Origin of the sequence: Flavonifractor sp. HCP28S3_F3 (assembly GCF_052065355.1) — a bacterium.
Lineage (GTDB): Bacteria > Bacillota > Clostridia > Oscillospirales > Oscillospiraceae > Flavonifractor.
Genome location: NZ_JBQHUF010000019.1, coordinates 1 through 15,639, shown reverse-complemented (window position 1 = coordinate 15,639; position 15,639 = coordinate 1). Strand labels below are relative to the sequence as shown.

At 58.2% G+C, this 15,639-nt stretch carries 16 protein-coding genes; 7 read left to right on the top strand and 9 right to left on the bottom strand.

Features of this window, described 5'->3' with window-relative positions; all coding sequences use genetic code 11:
* The first annotated feature begins 58 nt into the window (after positions 1-58).
* Positions 59-1,468 (top strand): sodium-dependent transporter, encoded by a 1,410-nt coding sequence (locus ACTNB1_RS13750; RefSeq protein WP_441170254.1) that lies wholly within the window; start codon positions 59-61, stop codon positions 1,466-1,468.
* A 120-nt stretch (positions 1,469-1,588) separates the two neighbouring features.
* The gene (locus ACTNB1_RS13745) at positions 1,589-3,286 is read left to right on the top strand and encodes a copper amine oxidase N-terminal domain-containing protein (protein WP_441170253.1); all 1,698 of its coding nucleotides are present in this window, start codon (positions 1,589-1,591) and stop codon (positions 3,284-3,286) included.
* Between the two features lie 56 nt (positions 3,287-3,342).
* On the opposite strand, the gene ACTNB1_RS13740 is transcribed toward ACTNB1_RS13745, so the two are convergent.
* Entirely contained in the window at positions 3,343-3,759 is a 417-nt protein-coding gene (locus ACTNB1_RS13740) for a hypothetical protein (RefSeq protein WP_441170252.1), read from the bottom strand.
* A 213-nt stretch (positions 3,760-3,972) separates the two neighbouring features.
* On the opposite strand from ACTNB1_RS13740, the gene murI reads away from it, so the two are divergent.
* The 4 genes from murI to bsh all read left to right on the top strand — a co-directional run bounded on the left by murI (position 3,973) and on the right by bsh (position 8,307).
* Positions 3,973-4,788, top strand: a complete 816-nt coding sequence (gene murI, locus ACTNB1_RS13735) for a glutamate racemase (protein WP_441170251.1) — start codon at positions 3,973-3,975, stop codon at positions 4,786-4,788.
* A 79-nt stretch (positions 4,789-4,867) separates the two neighbouring features.
* Positions 4,868-5,311 (top strand): DUF1934 domain-containing protein, encoded by a 444-nt coding sequence (locus tag ACTNB1_RS13730; RefSeq protein WP_441170249.1) that lies wholly within the window; start codon positions 4,868-4,870, stop codon positions 5,309-5,311.
* A gap of 196 nt (positions 5,312-5,507) precedes the next feature.
* Positions 5,508-7,256 (top strand): arginine--tRNA ligase, encoded by a 1,749-nt coding sequence (gene argS, locus ACTNB1_RS13725; protein ID WP_441170247.1) that lies wholly within the window; start codon positions 5,508-5,510, stop codon positions 7,254-7,256.
* 73 nt (positions 7,257-7,329) lie between these two features.
* Positions 7,330-8,307, top strand: a complete 978-nt coding sequence (gene bsh, locus ACTNB1_RS13720; RefSeq protein ID WP_441170246.1) for a choloylglycine hydrolase — start codon at positions 7,330-7,332, stop codon at positions 8,305-8,307.
* Positions 8,308-8,315: 8 nt separating this feature from the next.
* Here bsh and ACTNB1_RS13715 read toward each other — a convergent pair whose 3' ends face one another.
* From ACTNB1_RS13715 to ACTNB1_RS13695, 5 genes are all read right to left on the bottom strand, one after another.
* Entirely contained in the window at positions 8,316-9,386 is a 1,071-nt protein-coding gene (locus ACTNB1_RS13715; RefSeq protein ID WP_441170244.1) for a DUF4179 domain-containing protein, read from the bottom strand.
* Positions 9,376-9,861 carry an RNA polymerase sigma factor gene (locus ACTNB1_RS13710; RefSeq protein ID WP_441170242.1) on the bottom strand — a complete coding sequence of 162 codons (486 nt, stop codon included), beginning with the start codon at positions 9,859-9,861 and terminating at the stop codon, positions 9,376-9,378. Before ACTNB1_RS13710 ends, ACTNB1_RS13715 begins: the two co-directional genes overlap by 11 nt.
* 95 nt (positions 9,862-9,956) lie before the next feature.
* A complete protein-coding gene (locus ACTNB1_RS13705) occupies positions 9,957-10,976 on the bottom strand; it encodes a hypothetical protein (RefSeq protein ID WP_441170241.1) in 1,020 nt (339 codons plus the stop codon).
* Positions 10,969-11,448, bottom strand: a complete 480-nt coding sequence (locus ACTNB1_RS13700; protein ID WP_441170239.1) for a sigma-70 family RNA polymerase sigma factor — start codon at positions 11,446-11,448, stop codon at positions 10,969-10,971. Before ACTNB1_RS13700 ends, ACTNB1_RS13705 begins: the two co-directional genes overlap by 8 nt.
* 120 nt (positions 11,449-11,568) lie before the next feature.
* Positions 11,569-13,053 carry an aldehyde dehydrogenase family protein gene (locus tag ACTNB1_RS13695; protein ID WP_441170237.1) on the bottom strand — a complete coding sequence of 495 codons (1,485 nt, stop codon included), beginning with the start codon at positions 13,051-13,053 and terminating at the stop codon, positions 11,569-11,571.
* A gap of 319 nt (positions 13,054-13,372) precedes the next feature.
* Between ACTNB1_RS13695 and ACTNB1_RS13690 the strand changes: the two genes are divergently transcribed.
* A complete protein-coding gene (locus ACTNB1_RS13690) occupies positions 13,373-13,513 on the top strand; it encodes a helix-turn-helix domain-containing protein (RefSeq protein WP_441170236.1) in 141 nt (46 codons plus the stop codon).
* 715 nt (positions 13,514-14,228) lie between these two features.
* Here the strand turns inward: ACTNB1_RS13690 and ACTNB1_RS13685 are convergent.
* The 3 genes from ACTNB1_RS13685 to ACTNB1_RS13675 form a co-directional block, all read right to left on the bottom strand.
* Positions 14,229-15,011 carry a hypothetical protein gene (locus ACTNB1_RS13685; RefSeq protein ID WP_025482627.1) on the bottom strand — a complete coding sequence of 261 codons (783 nt, stop codon included), beginning with the start codon at positions 15,009-15,011 and terminating at the stop codon, positions 14,229-14,231.
* A gap of 34 nt (positions 15,012-15,045) precedes the next feature.
* Entirely contained in the window at positions 15,046-15,348 is a 303-nt protein-coding gene (locus ACTNB1_RS13680; protein ID WP_025482626.1) for a hypothetical protein, read from the bottom strand.
* A 56-nt stretch (positions 15,349-15,404) separates the two neighbouring features.
* Positions 15,405-15,639 (bottom strand): hypothetical protein (locus ACTNB1_RS13675; protein WP_441170235.1); only part of this gene is annotated, 235 nt, incomplete at its 5' end.

The following is a 15,639-nucleotide window of genomic DNA, read 5'->3' as shown; positions in this document are numbered from 1 at the left end:
AGGTTGCGTTTGCCGGCGAAATGTGCTGAGCAGACCGCATATTTTTGGAGGGATCGAGTTGAAAGAGAGAGAAACCTTTGCGTCCCGGCTGGGCTTTGTGCTCATTTCCGCCGGGTGCGCCATCGGCCTGGGCAACGTCTGGCGTTTCCCCTATATCGTGGGACAGTACGGCGGTGCTGCTTTTGTGCTGATCTATCTGGTCTTTCTGCTGGTGATGGGCCTGCCCATCATGGCCATGGAATTTGCCGTGGGCCGGGCCAGCCGAAAGAGTATCATCGTGGCATTTCAGGCGCTGGAGCCCAAGGGCACCAAGTGGCACTGGTACGGCTGGTTCGGCATGGCGGGCAACTACCTGCTGATGATGTTCTACACCACCATCGCCGGCTGGCTGCTGCTGTACTTCTGCAAGATCGCCGCCGGCCAGTTTGACGGACTGGATCAGGCCAGCGTGTCCCAGGCTTTTTCCGACATGACGGCTCAGCCGGGCATCCAGCTGCTCTTCATGGCCATCGTGGTGGTGCTGGGTATGGTCATCTGCAGCCGGGGTCTGCGCAACGGTGTGGAGAAGGCCAACAAGTTCATGATGCTCTGCCTGCTGGCGCTGCTGGTGGTGCTGGCCATCCGGGCCGTTACCCTGCCTGGTGCGGTGGAAGGTCTGAAGTTCTACCTGGTGCCCAACTTCCACAATCTGATGTATAATGCAGACGGCGGCTTCCGGCTGTGGGAGGCCATCTACGCCGCCATGGGTCAGGCATTCTTTACCCTGAGCCTGGGCATCGGCGCCATGGCCATTTTCGGCAGCTACATCGGCAAAGACCGGCGGCTGTTCGGGGAGACCATCAGCGTGGGTATCCTGGATACCTGCGTGGCCTTTGTGGCCGGCCTGATCATTTTCCCCTCCGCCTTTGCCTTCGGTATCAGCCCCGACGCCGGCCCCAACCTGATTTTCGTTACCCTGCCCAACGTGTTCAACGCCATGCCCGGCGGACGGCTGTGGGGCGCGCTCTTCTTTGTGTTCCTGTTCTTTGCCGCCCTGTCCACCGTCACCGCCGTGTTTGAGAACATTCTGGCCTGCTGGATGGACAAGTGGGGTATGCCCCGCCGGAAGGCGGTGCTGTCCAACCTGGTGCTCATCTTCCTGCTGAGCCTGCCCTGCCTGCTGGGCAACAACCTGTGGTCCGGCGTCAAGATCCTGGGCATGGGCATCATGGACTTTGAGGACTTCCTGGTCAGCAACAATCTGCTGCCCCTGGGCTCTGTGATCTTCCTGCTGTTCTGCTGCGTGTCCAAGAAGTACGCCTGGGGCTTTGACAACTTCCTGGCCGAGGCCGACCAGGGCAAGGGCGTCAAATTCCCCGCCCGGTTCCGGGTATACTTTACCTATATCCTGCCCATCATCGTTCTGGTGATTTTCGTTATGGGCTACTGGGACAAGTTCAAAGACTTCTTCCTGGCTCTGCTGGGTTGAATGAAAAACCTGCCGTCATAAGACGGCAGGTTTTTTTCGTAAGATAAGCATTTCCTCCGTAGACAGAAGAATTATTTTGTGCTACCATAAATTTATCAAAAAGGAACAGGGGGAGGCCCTATGAAACGGAAAATTTGTATTCTTTTGACAACTCTGATGGTATTGGGCTGCTTAGCGCCTGCTTTGGCAGCGGAGGAAGATCCCACTAGTCTGTATGAGCAGTATGGCCCCTGGAACACCTGGACCCAGGAGCAGAAGGACGCCGCCGAGGAGACCTGGACCGAGGAGGCGTGGGACCAGTATTGGATGGACTATGAGGCGTGGGCCTGGCTGCCCATGGATCAGTATTATCTGGATAACGCGGACTGGTCCATGGTGCACTATGACTATGACGCAGGCGGGGAGGACTGGTATGACTACCTGGTGGAGGAGAAGACCGCCATGGGCATGCCCTTCCCCGAGGGGATCAATGTCAGCCTGAACGGCGTCTATCTGGACTTCGGCGGTCTGGAGCCCATGGCGGTGAACGGCCGCACCCTGGTGCCCTTCCGTGCTCTGCTGGAAGGGATGGGCGCCCAGGTGGACTATCAGGATGGCCTCATCACCGCCAAAACCGAGGCGGGGGACACCCTGACCATGGAGCTGGGGAGCAGCACCCTGTCCTACACGGTAGGCGATAAGCTGATGGAGACCGACATGGGCGCGGCCCCCACCGCTGTGAGCGGCCGGGTGTACATTCCTGTCCGGGCGGCGGCAGAGGCCCTGGGCCTGGGCGTCTACTGGGACGATTATTATGAGGCGGCCTACCTTACCGACTGGGATGCGCTCCAGGCCGAGGTGGACAGCTATTTCACCTGCTATAACGAGCTGATGGCGGCCTCCATGGCAGCGGTGGACTGGAGCAAGACCTACGCCGGTACCGGGAATATGACCCTCACCGGCACCCTGTACGGGGAGAAGGAGCACGACAGTGCCTCCCTGGCCCTGGATGTGGCCACCCTTCAGAGCAAGGACGGCGTGAGCGCCGACCTGACCCTGGGCGTGGACCTGGGCGATCTGGAGGATACCATCTTCTCCGCCCTGCCTCCCGAGGCGCTGGAGCTGATCCATGGTGCCGACGGCGACAAGATAAGCGTGATCCTCAATACCAACGAGGGAACCGTGTACGTCCAGGGCGGCGGCGTGTTCCAGCTGACCGGTGAGATGGGTGAGGACCAGTGGATGGGCGTCCGGATGGATGACGCCCAGCGGGTCATGCTGAGCCAGATGCTCAGCGGCGGCTGGGAGTTCACCCTGGGCAGCCTGCTGGTGGAGCAGCAGAAAAACAGCGGCTGGTACTATGAGAGCCCCTGGGAGACCGTGATGGACACTGTGCTGCCCCTGCGGATCTTCCTGGGCGATGAAAACTTCACCCGCAAGGAGTCCGGCAGCACCGTGACCTACTCCGCCCATCTGGACCTGCTCACCCTGAAGGACCGGCTGGACGAGCTGGGCATTGACTATGAAGAGGTGGGCCTGGCCGACCTGCTTACCGGTCAGGTGCAGCTGCCCGACGTGAAGATGGATCTGACTGCCAAGACGGTGGACGGCAAGCTCCAGACCATGGACTGCAGCGGCAGAATCAATGTACCTGGAGCGTTCCCCGTGGACGTGACCTTCGATATGTCCGCTACCCCCCTGAAGAGCACCTGCACCATGGAGTTCAAGGGCGAGTACGTGGGCAAGATCACCCTGGAGGCCGACAGCACCTCCTCCGTCACCAACCGCACTGTGCCCGCCGCGCCCCCCGAGGGAGCGGAGATCCAGTGGATGAACTGAACAGAGAAAAACAGGACCCCCGGTCATAGACCGGGGGTCCTGCTCTTGTTAGCTGATCACAGCTGATCGCTGTCTACCAGAATGTTATCGGTGCCGTGCTGTTCAAATTCCGCGATATAGGCGTCGATCCGACTGGTAAGCTCGTCATAATTGCTCTCGTCGATGGGAGCGTCGTCCATATCCCGGCGGGCCAGGTCCTCCGCCAGAATGTCGAAGAACACGTTGTTCTCATATTCCATAATGGCCTCGTGGATGCCGCCCTCGGCAAAGGCCCGGGAGGGCACCACTTCGCCTTGCCAGTCCTCGGCCAGGGTGGTCATGCCCGCTTCCCGCGCTTTGGCAAACAGCAGGCTCTCCACTTCATCATAATCCCGGAAGCGGTCGTCGCCCCGGGTGGAATTCAGGATCCAGTTTCCGATATACGCCATATCCAGCAGGCGGCGGAATTGCTTGGTCGTCAGCTCCAGCTTCATCGTGCAGACCCTCCTTGCTGTCGTGACTAAGAGCCCAGGGGCTCTATGTATCTTATTATAGTCAGCATGGCTGAAATGTCAAACCGGGCGGAGAAAAAAGGACGGGGCGGATGCGGTTTTTTCCCGTATTTTTAGCGGAAATGTCCTTGCTTTATAGCGGGATTTCGCATATCATAAATAGATGCCAAACAAAACCTTGTAGGAGGGATGGTCTTGGATAAAAGACCCATCGGTGTGTTCGACTCCGGCCTGGGCGGGCTGACCACGGTACGGGAGCTGTGCCATCTGCTGCCCGGGGAGGATATCGTATACTTCGGGGACACCGGGCGGGTGCCCTATGGCAGCCGTTCGGCGGAGACCATCGTCAAATATGCCCGGCAGGACGTGGCTTTCCTGCGTACCTTTGACCTGAAAGCCATCGTCATCGCCTGCGGCACGGTGTCCACCACATCGCTGGATATCCTGTCCCAGGAGAATCCCATGCCGGTGCTGGGTGTGGTGGTGCCGGCGGCCCAGGCGGCTGCACGGACCACGAAAAACGGGAAGATCGGCCTCATCGGTACCCAGGCTACTATCCGCAGCGGCGCCTATGAGCGGCTGATCCACAGCGCCAATCCCGACGCCCAGGTGCTGTCCCGTGCCTGTCCGCTGTTTGTGCCCCTGGTGGAGAACGGCCGGTTCCGGCGGGGGGATATCGTCATCGAGACGGTGGTGTCAGAGTATCTGGCGCCGCTGAAGGAGGCCGGGGTGGATACCCTGGTGCTGGGCTGCACCCACTACCCTCTGCTGGAGGGGGTCATTGCCGCCTACATGGGGCCGGATGTGCAGCTTATCAACGCCGGCGCGGAGGGCGCCCGGGCGGTGGCTGGCATGCTGGAACAGACAGACGCCCTGGCTCCCAACCCTTCTGGGGGAACATACCGCTATTTTGTCAGCGACCGGCAGGAGGACTTTTCCCGGCTGGCCTCCATTTTCCTGGGCTGGGACGTGACCGAGGCGGTGGGCCAGGTGGATATCAGCCAATATTAGGGCGAACTCTTTACATTTTGACCCAAATCAGGTATAATATTTTGCAATTTGCAAACGCATAGGCGAGGTACAAGGTATCATGGAAAACAATGTGATCATCTCCATCCAGGGCAGACAGAGCTATGAGCAGGCTGAGCCGGAGACCATTGAGCTGGTGACGGAAGGCTGCCTCCAGCCTGACGGGGAGGACGCCTACACCCTGACCTATCAGGAGAGCGAGCTCACCGGCCTGGAGGGTACCCTCACCACCTTCCAGATCGAGCGGGATCGGGTGACCCTGCTGCGCATCGGGGAGGTCAACTCCCAGATGGTGTTTGAGGAGGGCCGGCGGCACCTGTCTATGTATAATACCCCTTACGGGGCCCTGGCAGTGGGGATCAGCACCAGGAAGATGAAGGCGGAGCTGGATGCCGCCGGCGGCAGCATTGAGATCGACTACGCTATCGAGATCGATCACGCTGTGGCGGGCGAGAACCTGTTTCGTATCCAGGTGCGTCAGAAGGGCCTGTCCATCAAGCAGTAACGACCGTTTTGACCCAGCAGCCCTCGGCAGAGAATAAAAAATCCGTTTTTTCCGGGGACATGTGCCTCGGAAAAAACACCGCTCAGCCCGCAAGTGTGGACTCTGGCCGCCTTTGGCGGACAGAGGATGCGCGCGGCGGGCTGCATCTATCAAAAATGCTTGCATTTTTGATAAGTAAAAAGAAAAGGTGATAGAGATGTCCAATATGATCCAGGCGGCCCGGGAGCAGGTCGCCCAACTGACCCAGGCGGCCTACGAGAAGGCCGCGGCGGCCGGCCTGCTGCCCGCCGGCGCGGAGGTAAAGGCCACCATCGAGATCCCCAAGGATCCCACCCACGGCGACTACGCCTCCTCCTTTGCCATGGCGGGTGCCAAGGCCCTGCACAAGGCTCCCCGGCAGATCGCCCAGACCATCGTGGACAACCTGGACCTGGCGGGTACCTTCTTTGACAAGGTGGAGATCGCCGGTCCCGGCTTCCTGAACTTCACCCTGGGCAGCAAGTGGTACGGTGAGGTCCTGACCGACATCCAGGCCGAGGGTAACACCTACGGCAAGGTGGACGAGGGCAAGGGCGAGAAGGTGATGGTGGAGTTCGTCTCCGCCAACCCCACCGGCCCCATGCACATTGGCAACGCCCGGGGCGGCGTGCTGGGCGACGCTCTGGCCAGCGTGCTGGAGCGTGCTGGCTACGACGTGTGGCGTGAGTTCTACGTCAACGACGCCGGCAACCAGATCCACAAGTTCGCCATGTCCATCGACGCCCGGTACCTCCAGATCGTGCTGGGTGAGGAGAACTATCCCTTCCCCGAGGACGGCTACCATGGAGACGACATCAAGGAGCTGGCTCAGGCCTTCTACGATCAGCACGGCCCCGACTGGAAGGACAAGCCGGTGGAGGAGCGGCAGGAGGCCATGGCTCAGTACGGCCTGTCTGTGAACATCCCCAAGATGAAGGCTGACCTGCGCCGCTATCAGATCGAGTACGACGAGTGGTTCCTGGAGTCCGGCCTCCACAGCTCCGGCTATGTGGCCGAGACGGTGGGCATGCTGACTGACAAGGGCTGGACCTACGAGAAGGACGGCGCCCTGTGGCTCAACACCACCGCTCTGCTCAAGCAGAAGTTCCTGGCTGAGGGCAAGACCCAGGAGCAGGTGGACAAGCTGGACCTGAAGGACGACGTGCTCCGTCGGGCCAACGGCTTCTACACCTACTTCGCCGCCGATATCGCCTACCACCGCAACAAGCTGGAGAAGCGGGGCTTCTCCAAGGCCATCAACATCTGGGGCGCCGACCACCACGGCCACGTGGCACGTCTCCAGGCCGCCCTGGACGGCCTGGGCCTGGACGGCTCCCACCGGCTCATCGTGGTGCTGATGCAGCTGGTGAACCTGCTGCAGGACGGCCAGCCTGTCCGTATGTCCAAGCGCTCCGGCAAGGCCATCGCCCTGCGGGACCTGCTGGACGAGGTGAGCGTGGACGCCGCCCGGTTCTTCTTCAACTCCCGGTCCTCCACCTCCGCCCTGGACTTCGACCTGGACCTGGCGGTGCGTCAGGACTCCGACAACCCGGTGTACTACGTCCAGTACGCCCACGCCCGTATCTGCTCTCTGGTGAGCCGTCTGGCGGAGGAGGGCGCCATGGTGCCCGACGCCGCTTCTGTGGACGCCGCCCTGTTTGAGACGTCAGAGGAGAAGGCCCTGATCAAGACGCTGTCCCAGCTGCCTGAGATCATCCGGCTCTCCGCCCGGGACTATGACCCCTCCCACGTGAACCGCTACCTCATCACCCTGGCCGGCGACTTCCACCGGTTCTACAATGCCTGCCGCATCAAGGGTGAGGAAGCCCATGTGCTTGCCGCCCGCCTGAAGCTGGCGGACACCGTCCGGGCCGTGATTGCCAACTGCCTTGGCCTCATCGGCGTTACCGCACCTGAAAAAATGTAAGAAAAATCCCCCGGGCCAGCCCGGGGGATTTTTTTCAAATGGGTTAAACTGAAGGAAAAAAGGAGGCCTCGCCATGTGTACCAGCATTGCTCTCACGACAAAAGATACCTATACCGGCCGTAATTTGGACCTGGAATATGCCTTTGGGGAAAAAGTCGTTATTACACCTCGTAATTTTAAGCTGGAATTTCACAAAATGTCCACCCTGGAAACCCATCAGGCCATTATCGGCATGGCCAGCGTGGCGGAGGGTTATCCCCTGTACGCCGAGGCGGTCAACGAGTCGGGGGTCTATATGGCAGGGCTCAACTTCCCCGGCAATGCGCATTATCCGCCGGAGGGAGACGCAAAGGAGGCTCTGGCCCCTTACGAGCTGATCCCCTACCTGCTGGGTACCTGTCAGACGGCGGCGGAGGCGGCGGAGCAGATGAAGCGCATTCCGCTGTTGGGGGTGCCCTTCCGGCCTAACATGCCTCTGGCTCCCCTCCACTGGCACATCGCCGACAAGCACGGGGCCTTCGTGGCCGAGCCCATGGCGGACGGGGTAAAGGTGTATCCCGACCCGGTGGGTGTTCTGACCAACAACCCCACCTTCCCCTTCCATCTCACCAACCTGACCCAGTACCGGGGGCTGTCCGCCGCCCAGCCGGACAATACTCTGGACCCCGCTCTGGAACTGCCCCCCTTCGGACAGGGCATGGGGGCAATCGGTCTGCCGGGCGACTGGTCTCCCGCCTCCCGGTATGTCCGGACGGCGTTCTGCAAGCGGAACTCTGTCTGTGAGGACAGCGAGGAGAGCAGCGTCAGCCAGTTCTTCCACCTGCTGGACACGGTGGCTATGCCCCGGGGTTCTGTGCGTACTCCCGAAGGGAACTGCGATATCACTCGCTACTCCTGCTGCATCAATACGAACACCGGCACCTATTATTACAAGACCTACGACAACTGCGCCATTACCGCCGTAGCCCTCACCGAGGAGCGGCGGGTGGGGGACAAGCTGCTGGAATTCCCTCTGGATACCAAATTGCGCATCACCTGGCAGGAGGGGTAAGGGACCTGCTACTCCAGCGGGATCTCCACCCCGCAGATGGAGATGGAGGCCAGGTTTTCCACGTCCAGGGGAGTGTCCGGGCGGCGGATGAACCGGAGCCAGCCCATCTCCGCGCCGGAGGGGTCGGCATCCCAGTCGGGAGGCAGCGGCCAGGTGTTCTCGTCGCAGCCGCTCTCCGGGCTGTCGTCTGTCAGGGGGATGGCGGTGCCGTCCTTGGTATACAGGGTGATCTCCTGGTATTCGGTGCAGGCGGGGTAGCCCTCAGAGTTCCGGGGCGGGTTGTGGTGGTGCCCTAACAGAGAGCTGTCCGCCAGCAGCACATACACACTGATGGGTGATACCGTCACCTCGGCCACCTTTGCGTCCACGCCCAGGGTATGGACCGTGACGTCAGGCTCCAGCCGGATGATGTGGTCCGGGTAATTCAGCGTGGTGCGGAAGGCCCAGGTCTCGTTGCAGTCGTAGATTTTTTCAATGGAGTATTCCGTCCCGCCGTTCCAGCCAACGTCGTGATAGAGCTCCCCCAGCGTAAATTCCAGAGTCTGGCCGTTGAGGGACTTCTCCGGGGAGTAATAGCTCCAGGAAAACAGAAAGCTGATCTGGTTGTCTGTGGGGTCGTCGTCCTCCACCTGATGATAGGTTCCGCTGCCAGTCAGCCCCGGCAGGTCAAAATCCGGCATAAAAGGATCCATAAAGTGATACCCGTATGGGCAGTCCAGCACCGTACCCTCCGGGGCGGTGAGGGTGAGCCCCAGATAAATCGTGTAGTCGTCGGCCAGACAGTCGGTGAGGGTCATGGTCCAGCCGTTTTTGGTGATAGACTGGCCCAGCTCCATGGCGCTCTGCCGGTACCCGGCGCTGTCGCCAAAATAGTTCTGTACCACCGGCGGCAGAACCACCGCCGCCCCTACCGTGCCCGCCAGCACTGCCGCGATCACGGCGGCCGCAACGGCGGTGCGGCTCCAACGGCGGGCGGGTTTGCTGCCCTGCCGGGCGGCCAGCGCCCGGGCCAGCTCCTGTTTGCTCTCTCCGGTCAGCCTGATCTGATCCAGCTCGTCCCGATAGCGGTTATCCATCATAGCAATTCCCTCCCAGCTGCTGCCGCAGTTTGGCCTTGGCCCGGGCCAGATGGGTGCTCACCAGAGCGGGGCTCTGGCCCAGCAGCGCGGCAATTTCCTGTACCTCATAGTCCTCGTAGTACCGCAGGTAGAGCACCTGCCGGTATTTGGGCGGCAGGCGGTTCACCTGCTCCAACAGGGAGCCGTCCTCCGGCTCCGGGGCCTCCACACTCAGGTGAAGCCCCTCCTCCAGGGGCGCCCGGCGGCGAAACCAGGCGCTCTTTTTCCAGTTCTTGCACCGGTTGATGGTGAGACGCACCACCCAGGCCCGCTCCTGTCCGGCGTCGGGGAAGGCGCGCTCGTCCGTCACCAGCTTGAGCAGCACGTCCTGGCAGATGTCTTTGGCGTCGTCCATGTCTCCCAGCCAGGTAAAGCCGATGCGCAGAATGGCGTCGGCGTACCGCTCCACCAGGTACTGCGCCCGCTGTTCCTCCATGGCACTCCCTCCTTTCACCTCTATAACAACACAGCAGGGACAAATCTGTCAAAGGAAAGCGAAAAAAAACGGCCGCGGATGCGGCCGTTTTTCTCTTAGCCCGGCAGTGGGTAGTCGGTACCCTCAATGGTCACCGACGCCAGGGCCGTGGTGTCCACGATGCGGTTAAAGGTGTAGATAAACGCCCCTTGCTCCATGTCCACGAAGCCATAGGTGCGGTTGGAGACAAAGGCCTCCTCATCCTCCAGCACGTAGTCCGTGCCGTCGGCGTAGTGGAGTATGATCTGGTCGATATCGGAATCCACCGGCAGGCCCAGGGCAGGGGCGTTGATGCGGATACCGATGGGGGAGATGGTAATGGCGCCCTTCGCCAGCTCCACGCTGGCTGGTGCGCCGTTTTCCGGCAGGGCCACTGCCACCGTGGCCATATCCAGGCGGTTTTGACCGTCGCCGATGGACACCTGAAGGTTGGAAGCGTGGGTGATGAAGTCGGTGACGAAGTAGGTGCACAGCCAGAGCTCCGTATCGGTGGTGGAGTCGGTGTCCAGATAGTCTCTGCTGGCGGCGTTGGTCATGGCGAATACCGGGGCGTCCTCCGGCCACCACAGCTCCCCATCGGGGAACACCTCATACCCGGTCACCCCATTGGGGTTTTCCACCTTGTAGTAGAGCAGACCCGCTCCCACACTGGGATCGTACAGTCCGGCCTCTACCGTCAGGGTGTAGTCTCCGTACACCGCCTGTTCGCCCACGGCGAAGAGGTAGGGGGCCACCAGCTCCTGGGCCACGCTCTCGTCCAGGGGGAGCCGCTCCCAGGCCGGCATGTTGGTAATGAGTTTACCGTATTCGTTGTATTCCACGATGCCCTCATGGGAGTCTACATTCTCTCCAAAGAAGGCCTGGAGCATATTGGCGGGGTTTTCATAGCGGATGAAGCCCGCGGCGGCTACGGCGGCAGCCGCGCACAGGGCGGTAACAATGGCGGCCAGGGCAATGGCTCTGGACAGCCGGAAGGGTTTTCTGGTCTGGTTTGTCATAGCTTTGACCTCCTGCAGGATCTCCCCGGAGGCATGGAGGGAGGACACGGCCTCCCGATAGGTTTTCTTGTCAAACATCTTTCTCAGCCTCCTGAAGATCGGTTTTCAGCATAGCCCGGGCCCGCCGCAGGCGGGTTCGGACCGTGGCGCCTGGGATATGGAGGAGGGCGGCCACCTCGTCGCAGGAATAATCCTCGTAGTAGTGCAGGTAGATGGGGATCCGGTACTTGGCGGGCAGAGCCAGCACCGCGTCCATCAGGTCGCTGTGCTCCGGGCTGGGGAATGGGATGGCGGCGGTGTGGTCTTCAATGGGCTCCGTCCGCCGCCAGGGGGACAGCACCGCCTTTTTGCAGGCGTTGATGGTCACCCGCAGCAGCCAGTGCTTCACATGGTCCTCACTCTCAAAGACCTTATCCGCCCGGTAGAGCTTTAACAGGACTTCCTGGGTGATGTCGTCCGCCTCCGCCTGGCTTTTGGTGTAGTGGAACGCCAACCGGAAGATGGTGTCCATGTACCGCTGAGCCAGGAGGGTGAACTGTTGGTCTGTCATCATGGCGTTTCTCCTTGAAATGCATTTCACCTTCAATATCCTATTCCGGCGGAAAATGTTTCACAAGAGGGCAAAAAAAGGTCCGGCGCGGTGTTCCGCGCCGGACCTTTTCAGACTTGCTTACTTGTCGGGATAGAAGCCGGAGGGGGCTTCGGACAGGTTGATCATGATGTTCTTCATGTGGGTGTAGTGCTCCAGGATGACCTTGTGGGTCTCCCGGCCGATGCCGGAGGCCTTGTAGCCGCCGAAGGGGGCGCCCTCGGGGATGGAGTTGTAGGTGTTCACCCACATACGGCCGGTCTCGATGCCACGGGACACCCGGATGGCCCGGTTGATATCCCGGGTCCAGACGGCGCCGCCCAGACCGTACTCGCTGTCGTTGGCCATGGCGATGACCTCGTCCTCGTCGTGGAACTTGATGACGCAGGCCACGGGCCCGAAGATCTCCTCCTGAGCCACACGCATCTTGTTGTCCACATCCACCAGCAGGGTGGGCTTCATGAAGCAGCCCTTGGCCAGGTCGCCTTCCGTGGCGCGCTCGCCGCCGCAGGCCACCTTGGCGCCCTCCTGCTTGCCGATCTCGATGTACTGCAGGATCTTCTTCACCTGGTTCTCGTTGATCTGGGAGCCCATCTGGGTGTCAGCCTCCCAGGGCATGCCAACCTTAACGGCGTTGAAGCGCTTGGCGGCCTCCTCGATGAACTTGTCATAGATGGTGTCCTGTACGAAGACTCGGGAGCCGGCGCAGCACACCTGGCCCTGGTTGAACAGGATGCCCAGCTGGACGCCGTCCATGGCCATATCCCACTTGCAGTCGTCGAAGTAGATGTTGGCGCTCTTGCCGCCCAGCTCCAGAGTGGAGGGGATCAGGCGCTGCGCCGCCGCCAGGGCGACGTTGCGGCCCACCTCGGTAGAGCCGGTGAAGGCCAGCTTGCGGAAGCCGGGGTGGTCCAGGATGTACTGACCGGCCTTGGAGCCGGAGCCGGTGATGACGTTGAACACGCCGGCGGGGATCACGTCCTGGGTCAGGCGGGCCAGCTCCAGCACGCTCAGCGGGGTGTCGCTGGAGGGCTTGAACACGGTGCAGCAGCCGGCGGCCAGCACGGGAGCCAGCTTCCACGCGGCCATCAGGAAGGGGAAGTTCCAGGGGACGATCTGGCCGACCACGCCGATGGGCTCCCGCAGGATCAGGGAGAGGGTGGTGCCGTCCAGCACGTTGGCCGAACCCTCCTCCGCCATGATGCAGCCGGCGAAGTAGCGGAAGTGGCGGACGGAATAGGGAATGTCAATGGCCATGGTCTCACGGATGGGCTTGCCGTTATCCATGGACTCCACCATGGCCAGATGCTCCGCGTTCTGCTCAATGATATCGGCCACCTTGTAAAGGATGGCGGCCCGCTCATTGGTGGTGATGTTCTTCCAGGTCTTGAAGGCCTCCCAAGCGGCGTTGACGGCAGTGTCCACATCCTCCTTGGTGGCCTGGGCACAGGTGGCCAGCACCTCGCCGTTGGCGGGGCAGCGGGTGGTAAAGGTAGCGCCGTCGCTGGCGGGCACCCATTTGCCATTGATGTACAGACCATACTGTTCCTGAGTGAGCTTTTCCATGATGACACGACCTTTCAAAAAATTTGAAGTTATGGACGCATCAGTAAATATACTGGTGAGTTCAGCTTCAGTATAGCACCCTTTTTGAAAAAGTCAATGAGAAAATCCTAGAAAATACTATGATATTTTTTGACAATCTAAACCAATATAATGTAATGAGTTTGTGCTATTTTTAACAAAAAGAAACGAGCAAAAAGGACTTTCCTAACGGTCGAGGGGCAAATTGGGGGAAAGCGCTTGCCTTTTGGGCCGATGTGCCGTATGGTGGAGGCGACCCCGGGGAGCAACGATATCTGCCACAGCAAAGGATGGACTGCATATGGAAAACAAGAAGACTTTCGGCGCGTATATCTGCCGCTGCCGGAAGGGGCTGGGGCTGACCCAGAAGGAATTTGCCGACAAACTTTTTGTCACCGAGTCGGCAGTGAGCAAGTGGGAGCGGGGAGTTTCCCAAAGTTAAAGATACCACACCATTCCCACGCTGACTTTTGCTCAACCGATACAGCCGGAGGGCTGGATAACAAGAAAAGGCGGTATGCGCCCCGTGGAGGGGTAGCGTACCGCCTTTTCTTGTGGGGGTTTCCAAAGGGGGCAACGCCCCCATTTGGCACACGACTTTGCGAAGCAAAGTGTAGTGTGTTATACGCTCTGACGGCGTTGCCATGAAAATGCCGTTGCCACCGGGGAGGGCAAGGGCATTTGAAGCGGCAGGAAAACAGGGCTGTGCTTGTGTGGCGTGGAGCCGCAAGCGCAGGGCTGTTTTCATCAGCAGACAGGGCGTATATGAAAGCCCCCGTCCCTCGTCCTACGCTCCGACTTGTGGACAAAGTGTCCCGAAGTTGTGGCCACACTCCCGGGAAAGTAGCGGGACAGCGGGGAACCGTCAAGGCTGAAATGAATGGGTTTACACCCGGCCTTGACCGCCGCCCGCCGTCCCGCTGAATGGGTGAACAAGGCGGCCAATCCCTCAAAGTGCTTGGCCGATCTCTTTTTGATTTTGGAGCGTTTCTTCTCTCAAATTTGAAATGGGCGGGAAGCCATTTTAGGGCTTTCCCGCCTTGATTGCCCATCAGCAAAGACAGACGGGACTGTCAACGGCGGCGCATAAAATGCGCCGTTCATCTTGACCGTTGACTGGCTCGGCTGGCTTTGCTATCTTTATAGACTTAAAAAGGTTAATAACATATAACATCTCTTTCTACTTCTGTAATTATCTCTTTCGATATAGTGTTTACGTTAAGTAAATAAACTTCATTTAAACGAGGATTAAATATTCCTAAATTTTGGATGCTCTTATATATTTTTTGACCAGAATGTTGCCCCATTATCCAGTACATCAATAGTTGTAGTGTATGTTTATTAGTCGGTTTTGATTTACTCACTTTAAAATCCCACAAAGTATCGGCTGTAAGATAATCACCATCTCCCGAATTAACTGTTTCCGTATATCCATTAGGCTCAAATGTAAAACCGTCTTTTACAATAGGGCCGTAGTCTTCCCAAAATTTTACACTTCGTTGAACCATTATTTTTATGTTTTGTATAGTTTCTGCGTCTGGATTGATGTCATCTGCGCCCTTAGCCATTATTGCTCCCATCGGATTTCTAAACCATACATCATATGTTACTAATTTGCAGGCGTTTGTAATTGACTTCTCATCAATAGCTTTTATTCCAGCTAACAATTTACTTGCTTTTTTCATGGCATTTTTTTGTTTAAACAATTCTTCTGCCATTTTTGCGCCCATACAGGATATTTTAAACGCTTCTAAAAGTTCTGACCCCATTGCAAATCTTGTTAAATAGTCCACAGCCATTCCAACAACAGAAGCATGGATATTCTCGGTTTCAGATAAAATATGACCATCATCAATTTTATGTATCTCAAATTGAGATGGCTTTACATATCCTCCCCTCGGTTGTTTTATTTCGCTAATTCTTTTTGTAACTGAACTCATTTGCAAACGCTCCTCCTTTGGATAATCTTATATTTTATTCAAATAAATACCCGCCCATTTCAATGTCAATATTGACCACTATTTCATCTGGTGCATCAGACACAATGTATCCTCTTACAGCAACTATATCTTTCCCATCTTTATCATATATAGTTGGCATTATGTCTTGATGTATTTTCGCTTGTGTAAGAAACCTTAATAAATGATTTTTGTCCGTGTTGTGCCCCATTAAAACCACTTTTTTGTTTGATGCTTTATCTCTCAATCTTGCACACAATTTACCATTTTGATTGCTATATTCTTCAATATAACAAGATATTTTAACTAATTCTTTCATTGAATTTCTCCTAAATTTATCATAACACAAGACTTTTTCTCCTGAACAGTTCATGTTTATCCTGTCTGCTCAATCATCCTCTTCGCCAACTGCTGGAACAGGTCGGCAGTTTCTTCATCCATCGGCGTAAGCTGTCCGATCTGTCCAGCTATCATCGCCGTTACATCGTCAATGGAAAGCGGTTTTTGTTTCTGTTCCGCCAGTGCGTCCCGCATGGCTTGGAACATAGCGGCGGTCACAGCTTCTCCCGGCTGTTCCCCGTTGTCAATGTCTTTCTTAATGTCCCGCAGG

Excerpts from the sequence above, each read along its gene's own strand:
- ACTNB1_RS13685 (WP_025482627.1), bottom strand. The coding sequence starts at position 15,011 with ATGAGTTCAGTTACAAAAAGAATTAGCGAAATAAAACAACCGAGGGGA.
- argS (WP_441170247.1), top strand. The coding sequence starts at position 5,508 with ATGTCCAATATGATCCAGGCGGCCCGGGAGCAGGTCGCCCAACTGACC.
- ACTNB1_RS13700 (WP_441170239.1), bottom strand. The coding sequence starts at position 11,448 with ATGACAGACCAACAGTTCACCCTCCTGGCTCAGCGGTACATGGACACC.
- bsh (WP_441170246.1), top strand. The coding sequence starts at position 7,330 with ATGTGTACCAGCATTGCTCTCACGACAAAAGATACCTATACCGGCCGT.
- ACTNB1_RS13715 (WP_441170244.1), bottom strand. The coding sequence starts at position 9,386 with ATGATGGATAACCGCTATCGGGACGAGCTGGATCAGATCAGGCTGACC.
- ACTNB1_RS13690 (WP_441170236.1), top strand. The coding sequence starts at position 13,373 with ATGGAAAACAAGAAGACTTTCGGCGCGTATATCTGCCGCTGCCGGAAG.
- ACTNB1_RS13745 (WP_441170253.1), top strand. The coding sequence starts at position 1,589 with ATGAAACGGAAAATTTGTATTCTTTTGACAACTCTGATGGTATTGGGC.
- ACTNB1_RS13680 (WP_025482626.1), bottom strand. The coding sequence starts at position 15,348 with ATGAAAGAATTAGTTAAAATATCTTGTTATATTGAAGAATATAGCAAT.
- ACTNB1_RS13695 (WP_441170237.1), bottom strand. The coding sequence starts at position 13,053 with ATGGAAAAGCTCACTCAGGAACAGTATGGTCTGTACATCAATGGCAAA.
- ACTNB1_RS13710 (WP_441170242.1), bottom strand. The coding sequence starts at position 9,861 with ATGGAGGAACAGCGGGCGCAGTACCTGGTGGAGCGGTACGCCGACGCC.
- ACTNB1_RS13730 (WP_441170249.1), top strand. The coding sequence starts at position 4,868 with ATGGAAAACAATGTGATCATCTCCATCCAGGGCAGACAGAGCTATGAG.
- ACTNB1_RS13740 (WP_441170252.1), bottom strand. The coding sequence starts at position 3,759 with ATGAAGCTGGAGCTGACGACCAAGCAATTCCGCCGCCTGCTGGATATG.
- ACTNB1_RS13705 (WP_441170241.1), bottom strand. The coding sequence starts at position 10,976 with ATGTTTGACAAGAAAACCTATCGGGAGGCCGTGTCCTCCCTCCATGCC.